17 protein-coding genes and 2 tRNA genes are annotated in these 15,277 nt (G+C 70.1%); 7 read left to right on the top strand and 12 right to left on the bottom strand.

Annotation, left to right across the window (positions count from 1 at the left end; translation table 11 throughout):
- Window positions 1-12 precede the first annotated feature (12 nt).
- Entirely contained in the window at window positions 13-912 is a 900-nt protein-coding gene (gene rfbD / locus H6G99_RS14020; protein WP_199297206.1) for a dTDP-4-dehydrorhamnose reductase, read from the bottom strand.
- A gap of 43 nt (window positions 913-955) precedes the next feature.
- Window positions 956-3,913 (bottom strand): DNA polymerase I, encoded by a 2,958-nt coding sequence (gene polA / locus H6G99_RS14015; protein WP_190612131.1) that lies wholly within the window; start codon window positions 3,911-3,913, stop codon window positions 956-958.
- Window positions 3,914-3,975: 62 nt separating this feature from the next.
- On the opposite strand from polA, the gene H6G99_RS14010 reads away from it, so the two are divergent.
- Together H6G99_RS14010 and H6G99_RS14005 are read left to right on the top strand one after the other, a co-directional pair.
- Window positions 3,976-4,575: a DUF1643 domain-containing protein gene (locus tag H6G99_RS14010; RefSeq protein ID WP_190612130.1), complete on the top strand. Its 600-nt coding sequence runs from the start codon at window positions 3,976-3,978 to the stop codon at window positions 4,573-4,575.
- Window positions 4,533-4,775: a hypothetical protein gene (locus tag H6G99_RS14005; RefSeq protein ID WP_190612129.1), complete on the top strand. Its 243-nt coding sequence runs from the start codon at window positions 4,533-4,535 to the stop codon at window positions 4,773-4,775. Before H6G99_RS14010 ends, H6G99_RS14005 begins: the two co-directional genes overlap by 43 nt.
- 47 nt (window positions 4,776-4,822) lie before the next feature.
- Here H6G99_RS14005 and gltX read toward each other — a convergent pair whose 3' ends face one another.
- The 6 genes from gltX to H6G99_RS13975 form a co-directional block, all read right to left on the bottom strand.
- On the bottom strand, window positions 4,823-6,265 hold the full coding sequence (gene gltX / locus H6G99_RS14000) for a glutamate--tRNA ligase (RefSeq protein WP_190612128.1): 1,443 nt from the start codon (window positions 6,263-6,265) through the stop codon (window positions 4,823-4,825).
- 24 nt (window positions 6,266-6,289) lie between these two features.
- Window positions 6,290-6,363: transfer RNA gene (locus tag H6G99_RS13995), tRNA-Asp, on the bottom strand.
- A gap of 252 nt (window positions 6,364-6,615) precedes the next feature.
- Window positions 6,616-6,804 carry an SH3 domain-containing protein gene (locus H6G99_RS13990; RefSeq protein ID WP_006043540.1) on the bottom strand — a complete coding sequence of 63 codons (189 nt, stop codon included), beginning with the start codon at window positions 6,802-6,804 and terminating at the stop codon, window positions 6,616-6,618.
- Window positions 6,805-6,840: 36 nt separating this feature from the next.
- Window positions 6,841-6,913: transfer RNA gene (locus H6G99_RS13985), tRNA-Trp, on the bottom strand.
- Between the two features lie 66 nt (window positions 6,914-6,979).
- Entirely contained in the window at window positions 6,980-7,456 is a 477-nt protein-coding gene (gene rplS / locus H6G99_RS13980; protein ID WP_286191169.1) for a 50S ribosomal protein L19, read from the bottom strand.
- A 42-nt stretch (window positions 7,457-7,498) separates the two neighbouring features.
- A complete protein-coding gene (locus H6G99_RS13975; RefSeq protein WP_190612165.1) occupies window positions 7,499-7,780 on the bottom strand; it encodes a peptidase in 282 nt (93 codons plus the stop codon).
- 143 nt (window positions 7,781-7,923) lie between these two features.
- Between H6G99_RS13975 and map the strand changes: the two genes are divergently transcribed.
- A complete protein-coding gene (map, locus tag H6G99_RS13970) occupies window positions 7,924-8,784 on the top strand; it encodes a type I methionyl aminopeptidase (RefSeq protein ID WP_094583970.1) in 861 nt (286 codons plus the stop codon).
- Window positions 8,785-8,811: 27 nt separating this feature from the next.
- Here map and H6G99_RS13965 read toward each other — a convergent pair whose 3' ends face one another.
- Complete coding sequence (locus H6G99_RS13965; RefSeq protein ID WP_190612127.1) at window positions 8,812-9,543, bottom strand: NAD-dependent epimerase/dehydratase family protein; 732 nt, start codon at window positions 9,541-9,543, stop codon at window positions 8,812-8,814.
- Window positions 9,544-9,606: 63 nt separating this feature from the next.
- Here H6G99_RS13965 and H6G99_RS13960 point away from each other — a divergent pair, with 63 nt between their 5' ends.
- Both H6G99_RS13960 and H6G99_RS13955 read left to right on the top strand, forming a co-directional pair.
- Window positions 9,607-10,713 carry a phosphotransacetylase family protein gene (locus H6G99_RS13960; protein WP_094583972.1) on the top strand — a complete coding sequence of 369 codons (1,107 nt, stop codon included), beginning with the start codon at window positions 9,607-9,609 and terminating at the stop codon, window positions 10,711-10,713.
- Window positions 10,714-10,752: 39 nt separating this feature from the next.
- On the top strand, window positions 10,753-11,265 hold the full coding sequence (locus H6G99_RS13955; RefSeq protein ID WP_094583973.1) for a DNA recombination-mediator protein A: 513 nt from the start codon (window positions 10,753-10,755) through the stop codon (window positions 11,263-11,265).
- 25 nt (window positions 11,266-11,290) lie between these two features.
- Here the strand turns inward: H6G99_RS13955 and H6G99_RS13950 are convergent, their stop codons facing one another.
- A complete protein-coding gene (locus tag H6G99_RS13950; protein ID WP_190612126.1) occupies window positions 11,291-11,740 on the bottom strand; it encodes an NfeD family protein in 450 nt (149 codons plus the stop codon).
- A 100-nt stretch (window positions 11,741-11,840) separates the two neighbouring features.
- On the opposite strand from H6G99_RS13950, the gene H6G99_RS13945 reads away from it, so the two are divergent.
- Window positions 11,841-12,755, top strand: coding sequence for an SPFH domain-containing protein (locus tag H6G99_RS13945; protein ID WP_190612125.1), 915 nt, complete (start codon window positions 11,841-11,843; stop codon window positions 12,753-12,755).
- A 22-nt stretch (window positions 12,756-12,777) separates the two neighbouring features.
- Here the strand turns inward: H6G99_RS13945 and H6G99_RS13940 are convergent, their stop codons facing one another.
- Window positions 12,778-13,266 (bottom strand): MAPEG family protein, encoded by a 489-nt coding sequence (locus H6G99_RS13940; protein ID WP_286191168.1) that lies wholly within the window; start codon window positions 13,264-13,266, stop codon window positions 12,778-12,780.
- Between the two features lie 60 nt (window positions 13,267-13,326).
- Here H6G99_RS13940 and H6G99_RS13935 point away from each other — a divergent pair, with 60 nt between their 5' ends.
- Complete coding sequence (locus H6G99_RS13935; protein WP_190612124.1) at window positions 13,327-13,818, top strand: YajQ family cyclic di-GMP-binding protein; 492 nt, start codon at window positions 13,327-13,329, stop codon at window positions 13,816-13,818.
- A gap of 768 nt (window positions 13,819-14,586) precedes the next feature.
- Here H6G99_RS13935 and H6G99_RS13930 read toward each other — a convergent pair.
- Window positions 14,587-15,144: a hypothetical protein gene (locus H6G99_RS13930; RefSeq protein ID WP_190612123.1), complete on the bottom strand. Its 558-nt coding sequence runs from the start codon at window positions 15,142-15,144 to the stop codon at window positions 14,587-14,589.
- Between the last annotated feature and the right edge of the window lie 133 nt (window positions 15,145-15,277).

The following is a 15,277-nucleotide window of genomic DNA, read 5'->3' as shown; positions in this document are numbered from 1 at the left end:
GGGTCGGGGTGTTCAGGCCTGGGGCAGGGGAATCCGCGCCAGCACCTCAGCGAGGGCGGCCTGCCAGTGTTGCCCCTCCAGGTCCAGGGCGTGCCGGGTGGTGGTGCCATCCAGCAGGGAATAGGAGGGGCGACGGGCCGGGGTGGGGTAGTCGGCGGTGGTGATCGGCCGCACCCGGGCCGGGGTGTCGATCAGCCCCCGGGCCGCCGCCAGCATGCCGATGGCCACGGCGAAGTCGTACCAGCTGGCGGCACCGCAGTCGCTCCAGTGGTGACGCCCGCTCACCCCCCGTCCGATCACCCGCCAGCAGGCCTCGGCCAGGCCGGCGGTGGCGGTGGGGCAGCCCACCTGGTCGGCCACCACCCCCAGGGACTCGCCGGCGGCGGCTTTCGCCCGGTGCAGGCGCAGCATGGTGAGGCAGAAGTTGGCCCCCACCGGCCCGTACACCCAGCTGGTGCGCAGCAGGCAGAGGCGATCGGCGCCCAGGGCGGCCGCCGCCCGCCGTTCCCCCTCGGCCTTGGTGGCGCCGTAGACGCCCAGGGGGGCCAGGGCCTGCTCCGGGGCGTAGGGATGGCCCTGGTCGCCGTCGAAGACGAAATCGGTGCTCACCTGCAGCAGCCGGCCGCCGGACTCGGCCAGGGCCTCGGCGAAGGCCCCGGGCGCGCCGGCGTTGACCGCTTCGGCCAGCTCCGGTTCGCTCTCGGCCCTGTCAACGGCGGTGTAGGCGCCGGCATTGAGCACCCAGTCGGGCCGGTGCCTGTGCACCGCGGCGCGGCAGGCGGCCGGATCGGCCAGATCCAGTTCATCCCGTCCCGTCGCGATCAGGTCGATACCGGCGGGGACGCTGGCCAGCAGGGCCTGTCCGAGCTGGCCGTGGCGGCCGGTCAGCAGCACCCGCACCGGTTCAGGCATCGATGGCGGAGGCAAAGCTCGCGCGCAGCCTACCTTCGCGTGGCTATTTCGCCTCCATCCAGTTGGGGCCGACGCCGGTGTCGACCGCCAGTGGCACCAGCAGCTGCACCGCCTGCTCCATGGTGCGGCGGGTGAGCTCCCGCACCTCCTCGAGCGCCTCCGGGGCCGCCTCCAGCACCAGTTCGTCGTGCACCTGCAGCAGCAGCCGGGCCGGCAGGCCGGCCTCGCTGAGCGCCCGTTGCAGGCTCACCATCGCGAGCTTGATGATGTCGGCGCTGGAGCCCTGGATCGGGGCATTGGCGGCCGCCCGCAACTGCTGGGCCTCCATGCCGCCGCGGCGGGCCACCTCCAGGTCAATGTCCAGCGGATCCTTGCCGAGCAGCCGGCCCAGGCCGCCGGGATCGAACTGGAACGGCCGCCGCCGCCCCAGGATCGTCTCCACGTAGCCGCGGCTGAGGGCCAGCCGCTCCTGCAGCTCCAGGTACAGGAACACCTTCGGGTAGCGCTGCTTGTAAAGGCTCAGGAACTCCTTGGCCCGGGCCTGGCCCATGCCGGTTTCACGGGCCAGCCGCTGGGCCCCCATGCCGTAGATCACCCCGAAGTTGATCGTCTTGCCCAGCCGCCGCTCCTCCGGCGTCACCGTGTCGGTCTCGAGCAGCAGCCGGGCGGTGAGGGCGTGGACGTCGTCGCCTTCGTTGTAGGCCTTCACCAGCACCGGCTCGCCCGAGAGGTGGGTGAGGATGCGCAGCTCGATCTGGGAGTAGTCGGCGCTGATCATCCGCCAGCCCTCCTGGGGCAGGAAGGCCTTGCGGATGCGGCGGCTGAACTCGGTGCGGATGGGGATGTTCTGCAGGTTGGGGTTGCTGCTCGACAGGCGCCCGGTGGCGGTGACCGCCTGGTTGAAATCGGTGTGCACCCGCCCGGTCTCGGGTTCCACCAGGGCCGGCAGCGCCTCCACGTAGGTGCTCAGCAGCTTGCTGAGGGTGCGGTGCTCCAGCACCAGCTTCACCACCGGATGGTCGTCCTCCAGCTTCTCGAGCACCGCCGCATCGGTGCTCCAGCCGGTCTTGGTGCGGCGGGATTTCTTGCGGTCGAGCCCCAGGGTGTCGAACAGCAGCTCCCCGAGCTGCTTGGGGGAGGCCAGGTTGAAGTCCACCCCCGCCGCCGCCTGGGCCTCCTGCGCCAGCCGGGCCAGGGTGGTGCTGAGCTCCTCGGCCAGCTCCTTCAGGTAGGGCACGTCGATGCGGATGCCGGTGGCCTCCATCTGGGCCAGCACCGGCTCCAGGGGCAGCTCCACCTGCTGCAGCAGCAGGGGCAGCTGGGGCCCCATCGCCGCCAGCTGCTCCGCCAGCACGGCGCCCAGGCGCCGGGTGAGGTGCACGTCCATGGCGCAGTAGAGCGCCGCGGCCTCGATCGGCACGTCGGCCAAGCTCTGACCCTTGGCCACCAGATCGCCGTAGGTCGTCGGCTGGAGGCCGAACTCCCGCGCCGCCATCGCCTCCAGGCCATGCTTGGCGTTGGCATCCCGCAGGTAGTCCGCCAGCAGGGTGTCCATCACCACACCGGCCAGGGGCAGCCCATGGCGCAGCAGGATCAGGCGGTCGTACTTGGCGTTCTGGAGCGCCTTGGGGTGCCCGGCGCTGGCCAGCCAGGGCCCCAGGGCCAGCAGCACCGCGTCCAGGGGCAGCTGCTCCGGCGCCGGGGGGGCCGCGGTGAGCAGGTCGGGGGACGGTGGGCTGTGGTGGCCGATGGGCACGTAGGCCAGGTCTGCCAGGCCCTCCCCCCAGCAGAGGCCGATCCCCACCAGCTCCGCCTTGAAGGGATTGAGGGAGGTGGTCTCGGTGTCGAGGGCGACCGGTGCCGCCGGATCAGTGCAGCCCATCAGCCGCTCGATCAGGGCGGCCAGGGCCTCGGGGGTGGTGACCAGATGCGGCCGCAGGGCGGGCAGGGCCGGATCCCCCCCGTCCTCCGGGGAGCCGGTGGGGTCCGGGGCCTCAGGCGCGGCCGCGGTTGGGTCCGCCGGGGTGCCGGGGTCCGGGGCCGGGGCCGTGGCAGGGGTGGCGGCGGGCTCGGGAGGCTCCGAAGAGAACAGGCGGGCGAAGCCCTCGGTCTGCTTCACCAGGCTGAACAGCTCCAGCTCGGCCAGGCGGGCCCCCAGCCCCTCGCGGTCCACCCGCCCCAGGGCCAGGCGGGGCTCCTCGGGCAACGGGATCTGCACCAGGATCTCCGCCAGCATCCGGGAGCGGAAGGCGTTCTCCCGGTCGGTCTCCAGCTTGGTCTTCAGGGCCCCTTTCTGCTCGTCGAGGGCGGCGTAGATGCCGTCCAGGTCGCCGTGGGCCTTGAGCAGGGTGAGGGCGGTCTTGGGCCCCACCCCCTTGACGCCGGGGATGTTGTCGGAGCTGTCGCCGGTGAGGGCCTTGAGGTCCACCACCCCCTCCGGCGGCACCCCCAGCTTCTCGATCACCTGGGCGCGGCGGATCTCCGTGGGCCCGCTGTTCTTGGCGTAGGGGCCGCCGCCCATGTACAGCACGCTGATGTCGCGCTCGTCGTCCACCAGCTGGAACAGGTCGCGGTCGCCGGAGAGGATCCGCACCCGCCAGCCCTCGCCCGCCGCCCGGTTGGCCAGGGTGCCGAGCACGTCGTCGGCCTCGTAGCCCGGCGCCATCGACAGGGGCAGGTCGAGGCAGTCCCTGAGGATGGCCTGCAGGTTGGCCAGGTCGGCGAAGAAGTGTTCCGGCGCCTCCTCCCGGTGGGCCTTGTAGGCGGCGTCCGCCTCGTGGCGGAAGGTGGGTTCGGCCGTGTCGAAGGCGATCACCACCCCCTGGGGCCCCAGGCCTTTGCAGTTGTCGAGCAGGGCCTTGAGGAAGCCGTAGGTGACGCTGGTGGGCACCCCGTCCTTGGTGGCCAGTCCCCCCTCGCCGCCCTTGGCGAAGGCGTAGAAGCTGCGGAAGGCCAGGGAGTGGCCGTCCACCAGCAGCAACAGGGGCTTGTCCCGCTCCATGGCCGTTTCCGGGATCCGTCCGCCGTCCGCCACAGCCTGCCATCCGGCGGCCCGGAAGCGCCGTGACGGCCACCGGCCGGGCCGCCTTCAGCCGCTGCCGCCAGTACCGCTGGTGGCTGGAGCGGGTGTGGGAGCCCCAGGGCAGCCGGCTGCTGTTCATCGGCCTGAACCCCTCCCGCGCCGACCATCGCCACGACGACCCCACCCTGCGGCGGCTGATGGCCTTCGCCGCCGACTGGGGCTACGGCGGCCTGGAGGTGCTGAATCTCTTCGCCCGCATCAGCCCGAGCCCGGCGGCCCTGGCCCTGGCCGCCGATCCGGTGGGCGCCGCCAACCCCGTCTGGATCCGGCGAAGGATGCGGGCCGGCGAGCGGCGCAGCGGTTCCACCCGGGCCGGTGCGCCGCCGTCGCTGATCTGGCTGGGCTGGGGCAACGGCGGCCGCCGTTCCGGCCAGGACGAACGGATGCTGGAGCTGCTGGACCCCCACCGCTCCCGGCTGGTGTGTCTCGGCCTCACCGCCTCCGGCGCCCCGCTCCATCCCCTCTACCGGCCGGCCACAAGCCTGTTGCGGCCATTTGGGGCATCCTGTGGGCAGTCCGACGCCGCCGTCCGCGCCCCATGGCCCGCACCCCCCGCCGCTATGCCATCCACCTGTTCCTGAGTGGCGGCCACCACCAGGAGGTGCACTTCAACACCCTGGAGGACTTCCAGAACTGGTATGGCGGCGTGCTGAACGCGGCGGCCCTCGACACCTTCGTGAACGTGCCGATCAGCGACCTGACCAGCGAGTTCCTGGTGCTGCGGGCCGGCAGCGTCCAGGCGATCCGGGTGGAGCCGATCTACGGCGCCCTCGACGACTGAGGCCCAGAGGCCGTTCGTCAGAGCGCTGAGGATCAGAGCGCTGAGGATCAGAGCGCGGTGGCGATCCGCCCCCGGTCGCTGCCGAGCCGGTGCAGCAGCAGCCAGGTGGTGAGCAGGTCGGGCCCCTTGAGGCTGCCCAGCAGGGCGGCCCGCAGGCCCTTCATCAGCACCCCTTTCTTGACGCCCGCCGCCGTGGCAGCGGCCCCCAGCAGCGCCTGGGCGGCTTCGGTCTCGAGCGGCCCCTCCGGCAGCTGCTCCAGCAGGGCGCTCAGGGCGGCGCGGCTGGCCTCGTCGGCCCGCAGGGCCAGGGCCGCCTCATCCGGCACCGGCGTCTCGAAGAAGGGGGCGGCCTGGTCGACCCCGTCCGCCAGCAGGCTGAGGGAGGGGCCGAGCAGGGCGCAGAGATCCTCCTGCCAGGCGACGTCAGCGCTGGCGCCCTCGCCCCAGCCCCGGGCCTGCCAGAGGGGCAGCAGCCGCTGGCGCAGCTCGCCGGCCGCCAGTCCGTGCAGCACCTGGGCGTTGAGCCAGTTGAGCTTGTCCCAGTCGAAGCGCGCCCCGGCCCGGTTGACGCGCTCGAAGGAGAACACCGCCGCCGCCTGCTCGAGGCTGAAGCGCTCGCCGATGCCCTCCGGCGGCGACCAGCCCAGCAGGGTCATGTAGTTGACCAGGGCTTCGGCGGTGTAGCCCATGGCGCGGAAATCACCCACGGAGGTGACGCCGTCGCGCTTGGAGAGCTTGCGACCCTCCTGGTTGAGGATCAACGGGGTGTGGGCGAACTGGGGCGGCGTCAGCCCCAGGGCGGCATAGAGCAGCAGCTGCTTGCCGGTGTTGGCGATGTGGTCCTCGCCGCGGATCACGTGGCTGATGGCCATGGCGGCGTCGTCCACCACCACCACCAGGTTGTAGAGGGGGTCGCCGATGGCATCGGCGGGCGCCCGGCGGGCGATCACCATGTCGCCGCCCAGGTCGCTGCCGGCCCAGCGCATCTCGCCGCGCACCAGGTCGTTCCAGGTGATCGTGGCGCCGTCGTCGATGCGGAAGCGGACCACCGCTTCGCGCCCCTCGTCGATGTAGGCCTGCTGCTGCTCCGGGGTGAGATCCCGGTGCAGGTTGTCGTAGCGGGGGGCCCGGCCCTCGGCCTGCTGGCGCTCCCGCATGGCCGCCAGTTCGGCGTCACTGGCGAAGCAGCGGTAGGCGTGGCCGCCCTCAAGCAGTTGCTCGATCGCGGCCCGGTGGGCCTCGATGCGCGCGCTCTGCACCACCGGCTCCTCGTCCCAGGTGAGGCCCAGCCAGCGCAGGCCATCGAGGATGTTCTCGGTGTACTCGGCCTTGGACCGTTCCCGGTCGGTGTCCTCGATGCGGAGCAGGAAGGCGCCCCCCAGGTGGCGGGCGAACAGCCAGTTGAACACCGCCGTGCGGGCGGTGCCGATGTGGAGGGTGCCGGTGGGGCTGGGGGCCAGCCGAACGCGTACGGGAACCGCTGCGGCCACGGAATCGGCTCCAGGTGGTGAGAACGGGACTGACGGGGCTCGAACCCGCAACTTCCGCCGTGACAGGGCGGTGCTCTAACCGATTGAACTACAGTCCCAGACCGACATTCGAGGCTCGATCCGCCCCGGGGGGAGGATGCGGCACCGATGGGCGATCACGACGGCGCGGACGCCGACCAAGGAAGTATCCATCGTCACCGGTCCCTCCGTCAACGCGGTCCGTCAACGCGGTCCGTCAACGGCGCCCGGGAAGGCCGGGCAGGGGGCGGGCCTGGTGACTGGGCCACACAAAAAGCCCCGTGCGGGGCACGGGGCTGGCGCTGGCCAAAGGGGACGCCGGAGCGTTGGGCTCAGGGGCGGAAGCCGGCGGGTTCAATCAGACGCACCTGATTGCCCCGGGCGGTGAACTCCCGCCCCTGGTCGCTCTGGACCACGACCCGACCTCCGGACTTGACCCGGATGACCCGGGCCCGGACCCAGCCAAGGGCGGCCGATTCCAGCACCTTGACCACATCACCGGGTTGTAGATCCAACTCCATGTTCGGAACCACGAGACTGCAAATGGGACCATCGAACGCGCCGTGGAGGACTTGAACCCCCGACATCAGGTTTTGGAGACCTGCGTTCTACCAACTGAACTAACGGCGCAAGGCCGATGGCCCCTGGAAAGCGTGAGAGGGAAACGCGGGCAATGAAATCCCGTGAAACCAGGCTTCAGCGATCGAAGCGCTGTTTGACGCGCGTGGCTTTACCCACCCGGTCACGAAGATAGAAGAGCTTCGCCCGACGCACCTTACCGCGCCGCTCCACCTTCACGGAAGCGACCTGGGGGCTGTGCAGCATGAAGACCCGCTCCACGCCGATGCCCTGGAAGATGCGGCGCACGGTGATCGTCTGGTTGAGGCCGCCGTGGCGCTTGGCGATCACCACGCCCTCGTAGGGCTGGACCCGCTCCTTGTTGCCCTCCCGGATGCGCACGCCCACCTTGACGGTGTCGCCCACGTAGATCTCGGGCAGGTCGCTCTTCAGCTGGGCCGCCTCGAACTCCTCGATCAGGGCACGGGCACTGAGCTTGCCGGTGGTGACGGTCACGGTGGCAGGAGCCGCCACGTCAGGGGTCTCCTGGTCCACGGTCTGCGGGTCCACCTCGGTGGATGGATCGGTGGTGGTCGGATCGGTCTCGGTTGCCATCCCTTTTCTCTGAGCGCCTGGCCAAACCAACACCTTACCGCCTCAGGTGACCCCCTTCCCCCCGCGCCGCCGCCAGCTCCGCTGCAGCCGCTCCCAGGCCATGGCGCCGCCGGTGACCAGCATCCACAGCAGCCCCAGGCCGTTGAGCAGCACGTAGAGCGTCTCCCCCACCTGGCCCAGCCAGCTCTGGAGCCATTCGCCCTCGTGCAGCACCATCAGCGGATGGACCTGGTCCCGGCTCAGCCCGCCCCAGTCCCGCAGCAGGCGGTAACCCACACCCGTGACGGCCGAGAGCAGCAGGGGCGCCAGCACCAGCGGCGCCATCCAGGCATGGGCCTGCCGCAGGCGGGCGCCCCAGGAGGGTGAGGCGGGCCGTGGGGGGTCGGCGGGAGTGGGGCTGGACACGGGGAAACGACGGCGGCAGGGACGCTATTGATAACTTGAATGTCCGGCCCGACTCCCATCGCATGAACCTGTTCGCCGATCTGCTGGCCAGCACCAACGGCGTCAAGGGCGGTGGCACCCCTCTCACCCAGGCCGGCCCCCGCATCCAGAAGGGCCGCCGCGGGGTGGAAGTGAAGTCGGCGCGGGAGATCGCGATCATGCGCCAGGCCTCCCGCATCGTGGCCACGGTGCTGCGGGAGATCATCGACATGGCCGCCCCGGGCATGACCACCGGCGATCTCGACCGCCACGCCGAGGCCCGCATCCGCGCCATGGGCGCCACCCCCAGCTTCAAGGGCTACCACGGCTTTCCGGCCAGCATCTGCGCCAGCATCAACGACGAGGTCGTCCACGGGATCCCCAGCGCCAAACGGGTGATCAAGGCCGGCGATCTGGTCAAGATCGACACCGGTGCCTACTACGAGGGCTTCCACGGCGACAGCTGCGTCACCCTCTGCGTCGGTGAGGGGGTGCCCGAGGAGGCCCGCCGCCTCAGCCGGGTGGCCCAGGAATCCCTGATGAAGGGCCTGGCCACCGTCAAGGCCGGCAGCACCCTGCTGGAGCTGGCCGGTGCCGTCCAGGACCACGTCGAGGCCCACGGCTACGCGGTCGTCGAGGACTACACGGGCCACGGCGTGGGCCGCAACCTGCACGAGGAGCCCTCGGTGTTCAACTACCGCACCCGCGACCTGCCCAACATGCAGCTGCGGGCCGGCATGACCCTGGCGGTGGAGCCGATCCTCAACGCCGGCAGCAGGGCCTGCCGCACCCTCAAGGACCGCTGGACCGTGGTGACCGTGGACGGCAGCCTCTCGGCCCAGTGGGAGCACACCATCGTGGTCACCTCCGACGGCTGCGACATCCTCACCGACCGCGACTTCTAGGTCCGGCTTGCCCTGCCGCTGCCCCGTTCAGCGCAGCAGCAGCAGGCTCATGTAGGCCCAGCGCGTCAGGGTCGCCAGGGGCATCAGCACGAAGGTCAGCGGGTTCGGGGTGACGATGATCAGGCTGCAGTTCCAGTCGGCCTGCCGCAGGATCTCGCCCGCCACCCAGTCGGCTCCCATGACGCCGACGGGGTTGAGGGCCGAGCGGAACGGCCCCAGCACCAGGCGCCGCAGCCGCAACGCCTGGGCCAGCTCCGGGGCCCGCAGGCTGAGCAGCTGGCCCAGCAGCCGTTTGCTGATCTCGTAGAGGGGGCTCACGGCCGGCTGAATCTCCGCTTCCGAGGTGTTCACCCACACCTCCGGCCGCCGGCGCCCGTCACGCTCCGCGGGCTCCCGTCGCTGCACCACGACGGCGAACAGCTCCAGCAGCCGCCAGGCGCTCAGGGCGTTGACCTCCAGGGAACGGCCGGTCGCCTCGGCGCTGCCATCGCCATGGACATTGATGCCGTGGTTGATCACCAGCAGGTCCACCTCCTCGAGCAGGGATTCCAGGGCCGCCTCCTGGCCCACCTGCCAGTGCACCTGGCGCAGGGGGATCTGCTGCCCCTCCGGTCCTGCCAGCTGCAGCGGGGCCGGGCTGTGGGTGAGGGCGATCAGCCGGGCGCCGCGGCGGTGCCAGCGGCGCAGCAGGGCCTGGCCGAGGGCGCCGCTGGCACCGGTGACGGCCACGGTGAGCGCTTCGTTCAAGGGGTGCGGCATGGGCCTGCGGTGGTCGTGCTGCCTAGATTGCCCGGCACCTGCGGGTCCCGGCGAGGTCACACCATGTCCATCCCCCTGCTGATCGGCTCCTGTGAACCCTTCAGCGGCAAGTCGGCGGTGGTGCTGGGTCTGGGTCGCCAGCTCGCCCGCCAGGGCGTGCCGCTCGCCTTCGGCAAGCCGCTGGCCACCTGCATGGACGACCCCCTCGACGCCCCCACCGATGGGGCGCCGGGCAACCCGCTGCTGGATCCGGATGTGCGCTTCATCGGCGCCACCCTGGGGCTGGAGCCGGAGCAGCTGATCCCTTCGCTGCACGTGCTGGAGCCGGCGGCCGCCAGGGCCAGGCTGCTGGCCGGGGATCTGGCCCCGGGTGAGGGGCTGACGCTCCTGCAGCGGCGCATCCACGACGACGCCGAGCGGCTGGTGCTGCTGGAGGGGGCCGGCAGCCTCAGCGAAGGGCAGCTCTACGGCCTGGGCCTGGTGCAGCTGGCCCAGGCCCTGCAGGCCCAGGTCCTGCTGGTGCACCCCTGGAGCGACAGCCGCAGCGTTGATGCCCTGCTGGAGGCCCGGCACCAGCTGGGTGATCTGCTGGCGGGTGTGGTGCTCAACGCCGTGCTGCCCGAGATGGTGCCGGAAGTGCGGGAGGCGGTGCTGCCGGCCCTGGAGCGGCTGGGGATCCCGGTGCTGGGCGTGATGCCCCGCAGCCCCCTGCTGCGCAGCGTCACGGTGGAGGAGCTGGCCCGCCGGCTCGAGGCCACCGTGCTCTGCTGCCACGACGGCCTCGACCTGCTGGTGGAGACCCTCTCGATCGGCGCCATGAACGTCAATTCGGCGATGGAGTTCTTCCGGCGCCGCCGCAACATGGCCGTGGTCACCGGCGCCGACCGCACCGACATCCAGCTGGCGGCCCTGGAGGCCTCCACCCAGTGCCTGATCCTCACCGGCGCCGGTGAGCCGCTGCCCCAGCTGATCAGCCGGGCCGAGGAGCTGGAGGTGCCGGTGCTCAAGGTCGACCACGACACCCTCACCACCGTCGAGGTGATCGACGCCGCCATCGGCCATGTGCGGCTGCACGAAGCGGTGAAGGCCACCTATGCGATCCGCCTGGTGGAAGAGAACTGCCACTTCGATCGGCTGTTCGGCCGGCTGCGGCTGGCGGTCCATGTCTGAGGGCGCTGCTAGTTTCAGTTCGTTGGTTGTCGATAACGGGTGACCCGGTCCCTAGATCTTCCGGCCCTGGACCGGATCGATACGCTCGCCCAGGAGCTGGCCATGCTCCAGGACCGGGGCAAACGCAGAATCGCCTTCCTCGGCAGCCGCCATGTGCCGGTGGTGTCGATCCATCTGGTGGAGCTGGTGGCCCGCTCCCTGGCCCAGGAGGGCCACAACCTGATCACCTCCGGGGCTCAGGGGGTCAATGCGGCCGTGATCCGCAGCGTGCTGGAGGTGGATCCGGCCCGGCTCACCGTGCTGCTGCCCCAGAGCCTGGAGCGCCAGCCGGGCGAATCCCGCAGCCAGCTGGAGCGGGTGCTGCACCTGGTGGAGAAGCCTGAGAACGACGAGCTGCCCCTGCCGATGGCCAGCAGCCTCTGCAACCAGGAGATCATCAACCGCTGCGACCAGCTGATCTGCTACGCCTTCCACGACAGCGAGACGCTGCTCTCCAGCTGCCGCACCGCCGAGGACATGGGCAAGGTGGTCAGCCTGATGTTCTTCGACTGAGCCCCCGGTTCGGGCCCGCCGGGTTTCAGCCCAGCAGGTTTTCCTGGCGCGGCAGCACCTGCAGCCGTGTGCCCTCCCGGCCCATCACCGTCACCTGGGCACCGGTGGGCAGGAGCTGGTCGGGGGCCAGGTTCTGGGCGGCCCAGCTCTGGCCCTGCCAGCGCACCCTGCCCTCGCCGCTGGCGTCGAAGGCCGTGGTCACCTCCGCCAGTTCGGCGCGGGCGCCGGGGGGGATGGTGCGGGCCTGGCGGCGGGCCGACCAGCGCCGCAGCCAGACGTAGCCCGTTCCCACCAGAACGACGTAGAGGAGCAGCTGGCCGAGGGGCGGCACCACCGGCGCCAGGATGGCGACCAGGGTGAGCAGCAGGGCCGCCACGGCAGCGATCAGCAGCAGGCCGTCGCCGTCGGCGCCCACCAGCTCCAGCAGCAGCAGCACCCCCGCCAGGGCGAGCCAGAGGATCGGGGGTGCGGGCATCGGCCGGGGGCGATGGGACGGAGGCGAGGACAACGAAACCGACGGGAAGGTTGGCCGTCGCCCCCATCCTGCCTAGCGTGGCGCCAGTGAAGAAGCCGGCATGGAAGTGCTCCTCATTCCGGTGCTCCTGGTGCTCGGTGGTCTGGGCATCAGCGGCATCAAGGTCACCAGCAGCAGCCGCTCGATGCTGGTGGAGCGCCTCGGCAAGTACGACCGCGAGCTGCGCCCCGGCCTGTCCCTGGTGATCCCCGGCATGGAGCGGGTGGTGAGCCACGAATCGCTCAAGGAGCGGGTGCTCGACATCCCCCCCCAGCAGTGCATCACCCGCGACAACGTCTCGATCGAGGTGGATGCGGTGGTGTATTGGCAGCTGCTGGAGCACGCCCGCGCCTACTACGCCGTCGACAACCTGCAGGCGGCGATGGTCAACCTGGTGCTCACCCAGATCAGGGCCGAGATGGGCAAGCTCGACCTCGACCAGACCTTCACCACCCGGCAGGAGGTGAACGAGACCCTGCTCAAGGAGCTGGATCAGGCCACCGATCCCTGGGGCGTCAAGGTGACCCGGGTGGAGCTGCGCGACATCCAGCCCTCCCAGGGGGTGCAGCAGGCGATGGAGCAGCAGATGACCGCCGAGCGGGAGAAGCGGGCGGCGATCCTGCGCTCCGAAGGGGAGCGGGAGTCCCAGGTGAACGCGGCCCGGGGTCGGGCCGAGGCCCTGGTGCTGGATGCCAAGGCCAAGCAGGAGGCGGTGCTGCTCGATGCCGATGCCCAGGCCAAGCAGCAGCTGCTGCTGGCAAAGGCGCGGGCCGAGTCAGCCACCCAGCTGGCGGCCGTGATCGAAGCCCATCCGGCGGCGGCCGAGGGGCTGCGACTGCTGCTGGCCAAGGACTGGATGGCCATGGGCCAGCAGATGGCGGCCGCCCACGGGGGATCGGTGCTGATGGTGGATCCCCAGAGCCCGGCCTCGTTGTTGGCCGCCCTCAAGGGGCTGCAGGAGAAGGGCGGCAGCTGAGGCCCGTCCGCCGTCCTTGCCCTCAGCTGCGCAGGACCGCCCGCAGGCCTTCGCTGTAGAGAAGGGCTGTGCAGAGAATGCCCCCCGCCCAGCAGAGGCTGCGCACGGGGGGAATGTTGGCCACGTAGGCCCCGATGTAGCCCAGACGCAGGGCAGGGTGCAGCCAGGCCAGCAGGGGCACCCACGGGGCGGCCGCCAGCACCGAAGGGGCCACCAGCAGGCACAGCAGGCAGGCGGGGGCGTGCAGGGTGAAGGCCTCGAAGCTGTTCTGATGGGCCCAGTTGGCCCGCTTGCCCCAGGCCGGCAGCCGCTCGAACATCGCCCGGGGGGCGGCCAGGTCGGAGGGGGTGAAGTCGGCCTGGGAGCGGGCGGCCCCCAGGGGGATCAGGCTGAGCACCACCACGGCTCCGGAGAGCACCAGCGACCAGGCGAACGGCCCGCCGGCGGCCGCCGGCAGCACCGGCAGGGCGATGCTGGCCGCCAGGAGGGGGCTGGGCAGGAAGGTGGCCATCGGTAGGGGGCGGCTGGGGTCTCTTTTCTAGGCTGGCGCTGCCTTGCCTTCGCCCGCGCCATGGCCGACAGCTATTCCTTCGACGTCGTCTCCGACTTCGACCGCCAGGAGCTGGTGAACGCCGTCGACCAGGTGCGCCGGGAGGTGGGCCAGCGCTACGACCTCAAGGACAGCAACACCGAGATCGAGGTGGAGGAGGCCAGCCTGACGATCACCACCGCCAGCGACATGACCCTTGATGCAGTGGTCGATGTGCTGCGCCAGAAGGCCACCAAGCGCAACCTGTCGCTGAAGATCTTCGACCTGCAGACCCCCGAGCCGGTGGGCGGCAACCGGGTGAAGCAGGTGGTGAAGCTGCGCAAGGGCCTCAGCCAGGAGCTGGCCAAGAAGCTCAGCAAGCTGGTGCGGGATCAGGTCAAGAAGGTGACCGTGGCGATCCAGGGCGAGAGCCTGCGCGTCACCGGCAAGAACAAGGATGACCTCCAGCAGGTGATCACCCTGCTGCGGGCGGAGGACCTGGAGGTGCCGCTGCAGTTCGAGAACTACCGCTGAGGCGGCCGCGGAGCCTCCTTCTCAGGCGCCGGCTGCAGCGGAAGGCGGCGGCGACCCCAAGGATGGGCAGGGGTCCGGGCACGGCATCGTCGGTGGGATCACCGTGGGGCATCGGTGTCAGCGGTCCGGTCCGGGGCTCGGTGTCGGGGGTGGGATCCGGACACGCGTCGGCATCGCCGTTGCTTTCATAGCCGGGGCAGTAAATCAGTGATCCCTGGAGGGGCCAGCCGGCCCCTGCGGACGGCTCTGACGGTGAGGGCGTGATCAACAGTTGCCAGCCCCCGTTGACACCATGGAAGCGGGCCGGACTGGTGAGATCCCTGCCGCTGGCATCCACGGAGATGAAGCCACAATCCGGCAGCTGGCAGATGGGTGCCCTGCCGTAGAGACCCTCTGGTGCACTGTTCGACGGGGTGAAGGTCAGCCAGGCTTCCGCGGGAGGGACCTCGGTGGTCTGCCCTGCCTCCAGGCCACGGAAAACGCCCATGACACCGTCGAGCACGAACTTGACATCCAGGGCCAGCGCCGCCTGCGGAGCCAGCAGGATTGCAGTAAAGATCCCAACAGCAATGGATGAATAGGATCGATAACCCGGCCTTTTCATTGTGACTGCGCCGCCGCTATTTCCATCTTTGTAGAAGATGGCTGGCATGGCAGTCAGCGTTGGCTGATCTTCACTGCTGATGCAGATCTGATGCAGCCGAAAGGCAATTCGGCATCAGTCTGAGTATTCTGGGCCAGGGATCAACACCGTTGCCGTGGATTCCGTCAGTCGATCGGGCTGTGGGACGAACCGGGAGCGATGGAGATCTTCATCCGCTGCTTGAGCTTGCGGCTATAGCCGAAGCAGGCGGCAGCCCCCAGGAGCGGCAGGGGTCCGGGAACGGCGGAGATATCCGGGCGGCCGATGCGGGTGAAGGTCAGGGAGCCAGCTCCGCCCCGGCCGGCCGAGGCTTCCAGGTCATAGGCAAAGGAGGCGTCGCTGGAATCAAAGAATCCGGGGACAAATGAGAATTGAGGAAACGAACCTACGGAATACTCCAGCCCCAAGAAGACACCGTTATCGAAGACGGCAGAGGCATCAGGATCATCCGTCTCGTCGTACTGCGTACCCTCAAAATTGAAGGAAAATGACGTGAGGTTGAAGGTGTTTGTGTCGTAGGCGAACGAGCCGGAGTAGCTGTTGGGCTGCAGCGGCCCCGAATCAATCAGGATGTCGAAGGTGTAGGCCACCACCGCTGCCTTGAGCGGGGCAGGCTGGGCCAGCCCCACACCGAGTGCCAGGCCTGTCGTCAGCAGGACGAGTCTGGGGATGGAGCTGGTCATGGTGGGGAAGGCGGGCGATCGGGTGAGATCATTTTCAGCTTAGCTCAAGTTGCGCTCATCTGGTCTTTAGTTCTCCCGGGCCGGGCGCGAACTTCGGCGATGGGGAACGTGGTCAGGGCGATGCCCTGCAGGG

Origin of the sequence: Synechococcus sp. FACHB-909, from assembly GCF_014698945.1 — a bacterium.
Taxonomy (GTDB): domain Bacteria; phylum Cyanobacteriota; class Cyanobacteriia; order PCC-6307; family Cyanobiaceae; genus Cyanobium.
This window is presented reverse-complemented; position numbering and strand designations above follow the sequence as displayed.

What these genes read in the sequence shown, in the direction of transcription:
- H6G99_RS14005 (WP_190612129.1), top strand. Translation starts at nt 4,533, where the DNA reads ATGGCCCGCACCCCCCGCCGCTATGCCATCCACCTGTTCCTGAGTGGC.
- H6G99_RS13935 (WP_190612124.1), top strand. Translation starts at nt 13,327, where the DNA reads ATGGCCGACAGCTATTCCTTCGACGTCGTCTCCGACTTCGACCGCCAG.
- H6G99_RS13965 (WP_190612127.1), bottom strand. Translation starts at nt 9,543, where the DNA reads ATGCCGCACCCCTTGAACGAAGCGCTCACCGTGGCCGTCACCGGTGCC.
- H6G99_RS13950 (WP_190612126.1), bottom strand. Translation starts at nt 11,740, where the DNA reads ATGCCCGCACCCCCGATCCTCTGGCTCGCCCTGGCGGGGGTGCTGCTG.
- map (WP_094583970.1), top strand. Translation starts at nt 7,924, where the DNA reads ATGAACCTGTTCGCCGATCTGCTGGCCAGCACCAACGGCGTCAAGGGC.
- H6G99_RS13940 (WP_286191168.1), bottom strand. Translation starts at nt 13,266, where the DNA reads ATGGCCACCTTCCTGCCCAGCCCCCTCCTGGCGGCCAGCATCGCCCTG.
- H6G99_RS13990 (WP_006043540.1), bottom strand. Translation starts at nt 6,804, where the DNA reads ATGGAGTTGGATCTACAACCCGGTGATGTGGTCAAGGTGCTGGAATCG.
- H6G99_RS13975 (WP_190612165.1), bottom strand. Translation starts at nt 7,780, where the DNA reads ATGGCGCCGCTGGTGCTGGCGCCCCTGCTGCTCTCGGCCGTCACGGGT.
- rplS (WP_286191169.1), bottom strand. Translation starts at nt 7,456, where the DNA reads ATGGCAACCGAGACCGATCCGACCACCACCGATCCATCCACCGAGGTG.
- H6G99_RS13960 (WP_094583972.1), top strand. Translation starts at nt 9,607, where the DNA reads ATGTCCATCCCCCTGCTGATCGGCTCCTGTGAACCCTTCAGCGGCAAG.
- rfbD (WP_199297206.1), bottom strand. Translation starts at nt 912, where the DNA reads ATGCCTGAACCGGTGCGGGTGCTGCTGACCGGCCGCCACGGCCAGCTC.
- H6G99_RS13945 (WP_190612125.1), top strand. Translation starts at nt 11,841, where the DNA reads ATGGAAGTGCTCCTCATTCCGGTGCTCCTGGTGCTCGGTGGTCTGGGC.
- polA (WP_190612131.1), bottom strand. Translation starts at nt 3,913, where the DNA reads ATGGAGCGGGACAAGCCCCTGTTGCTGCTGGTGGACGGCCACTCCCTG.
- H6G99_RS13930 (WP_190612123.1), bottom strand. Translation starts at nt 15,144, where the DNA reads ATGACCAGCTCCATCCCCAGACTCGTCCTGCTGACGACAGGCCTGGCA.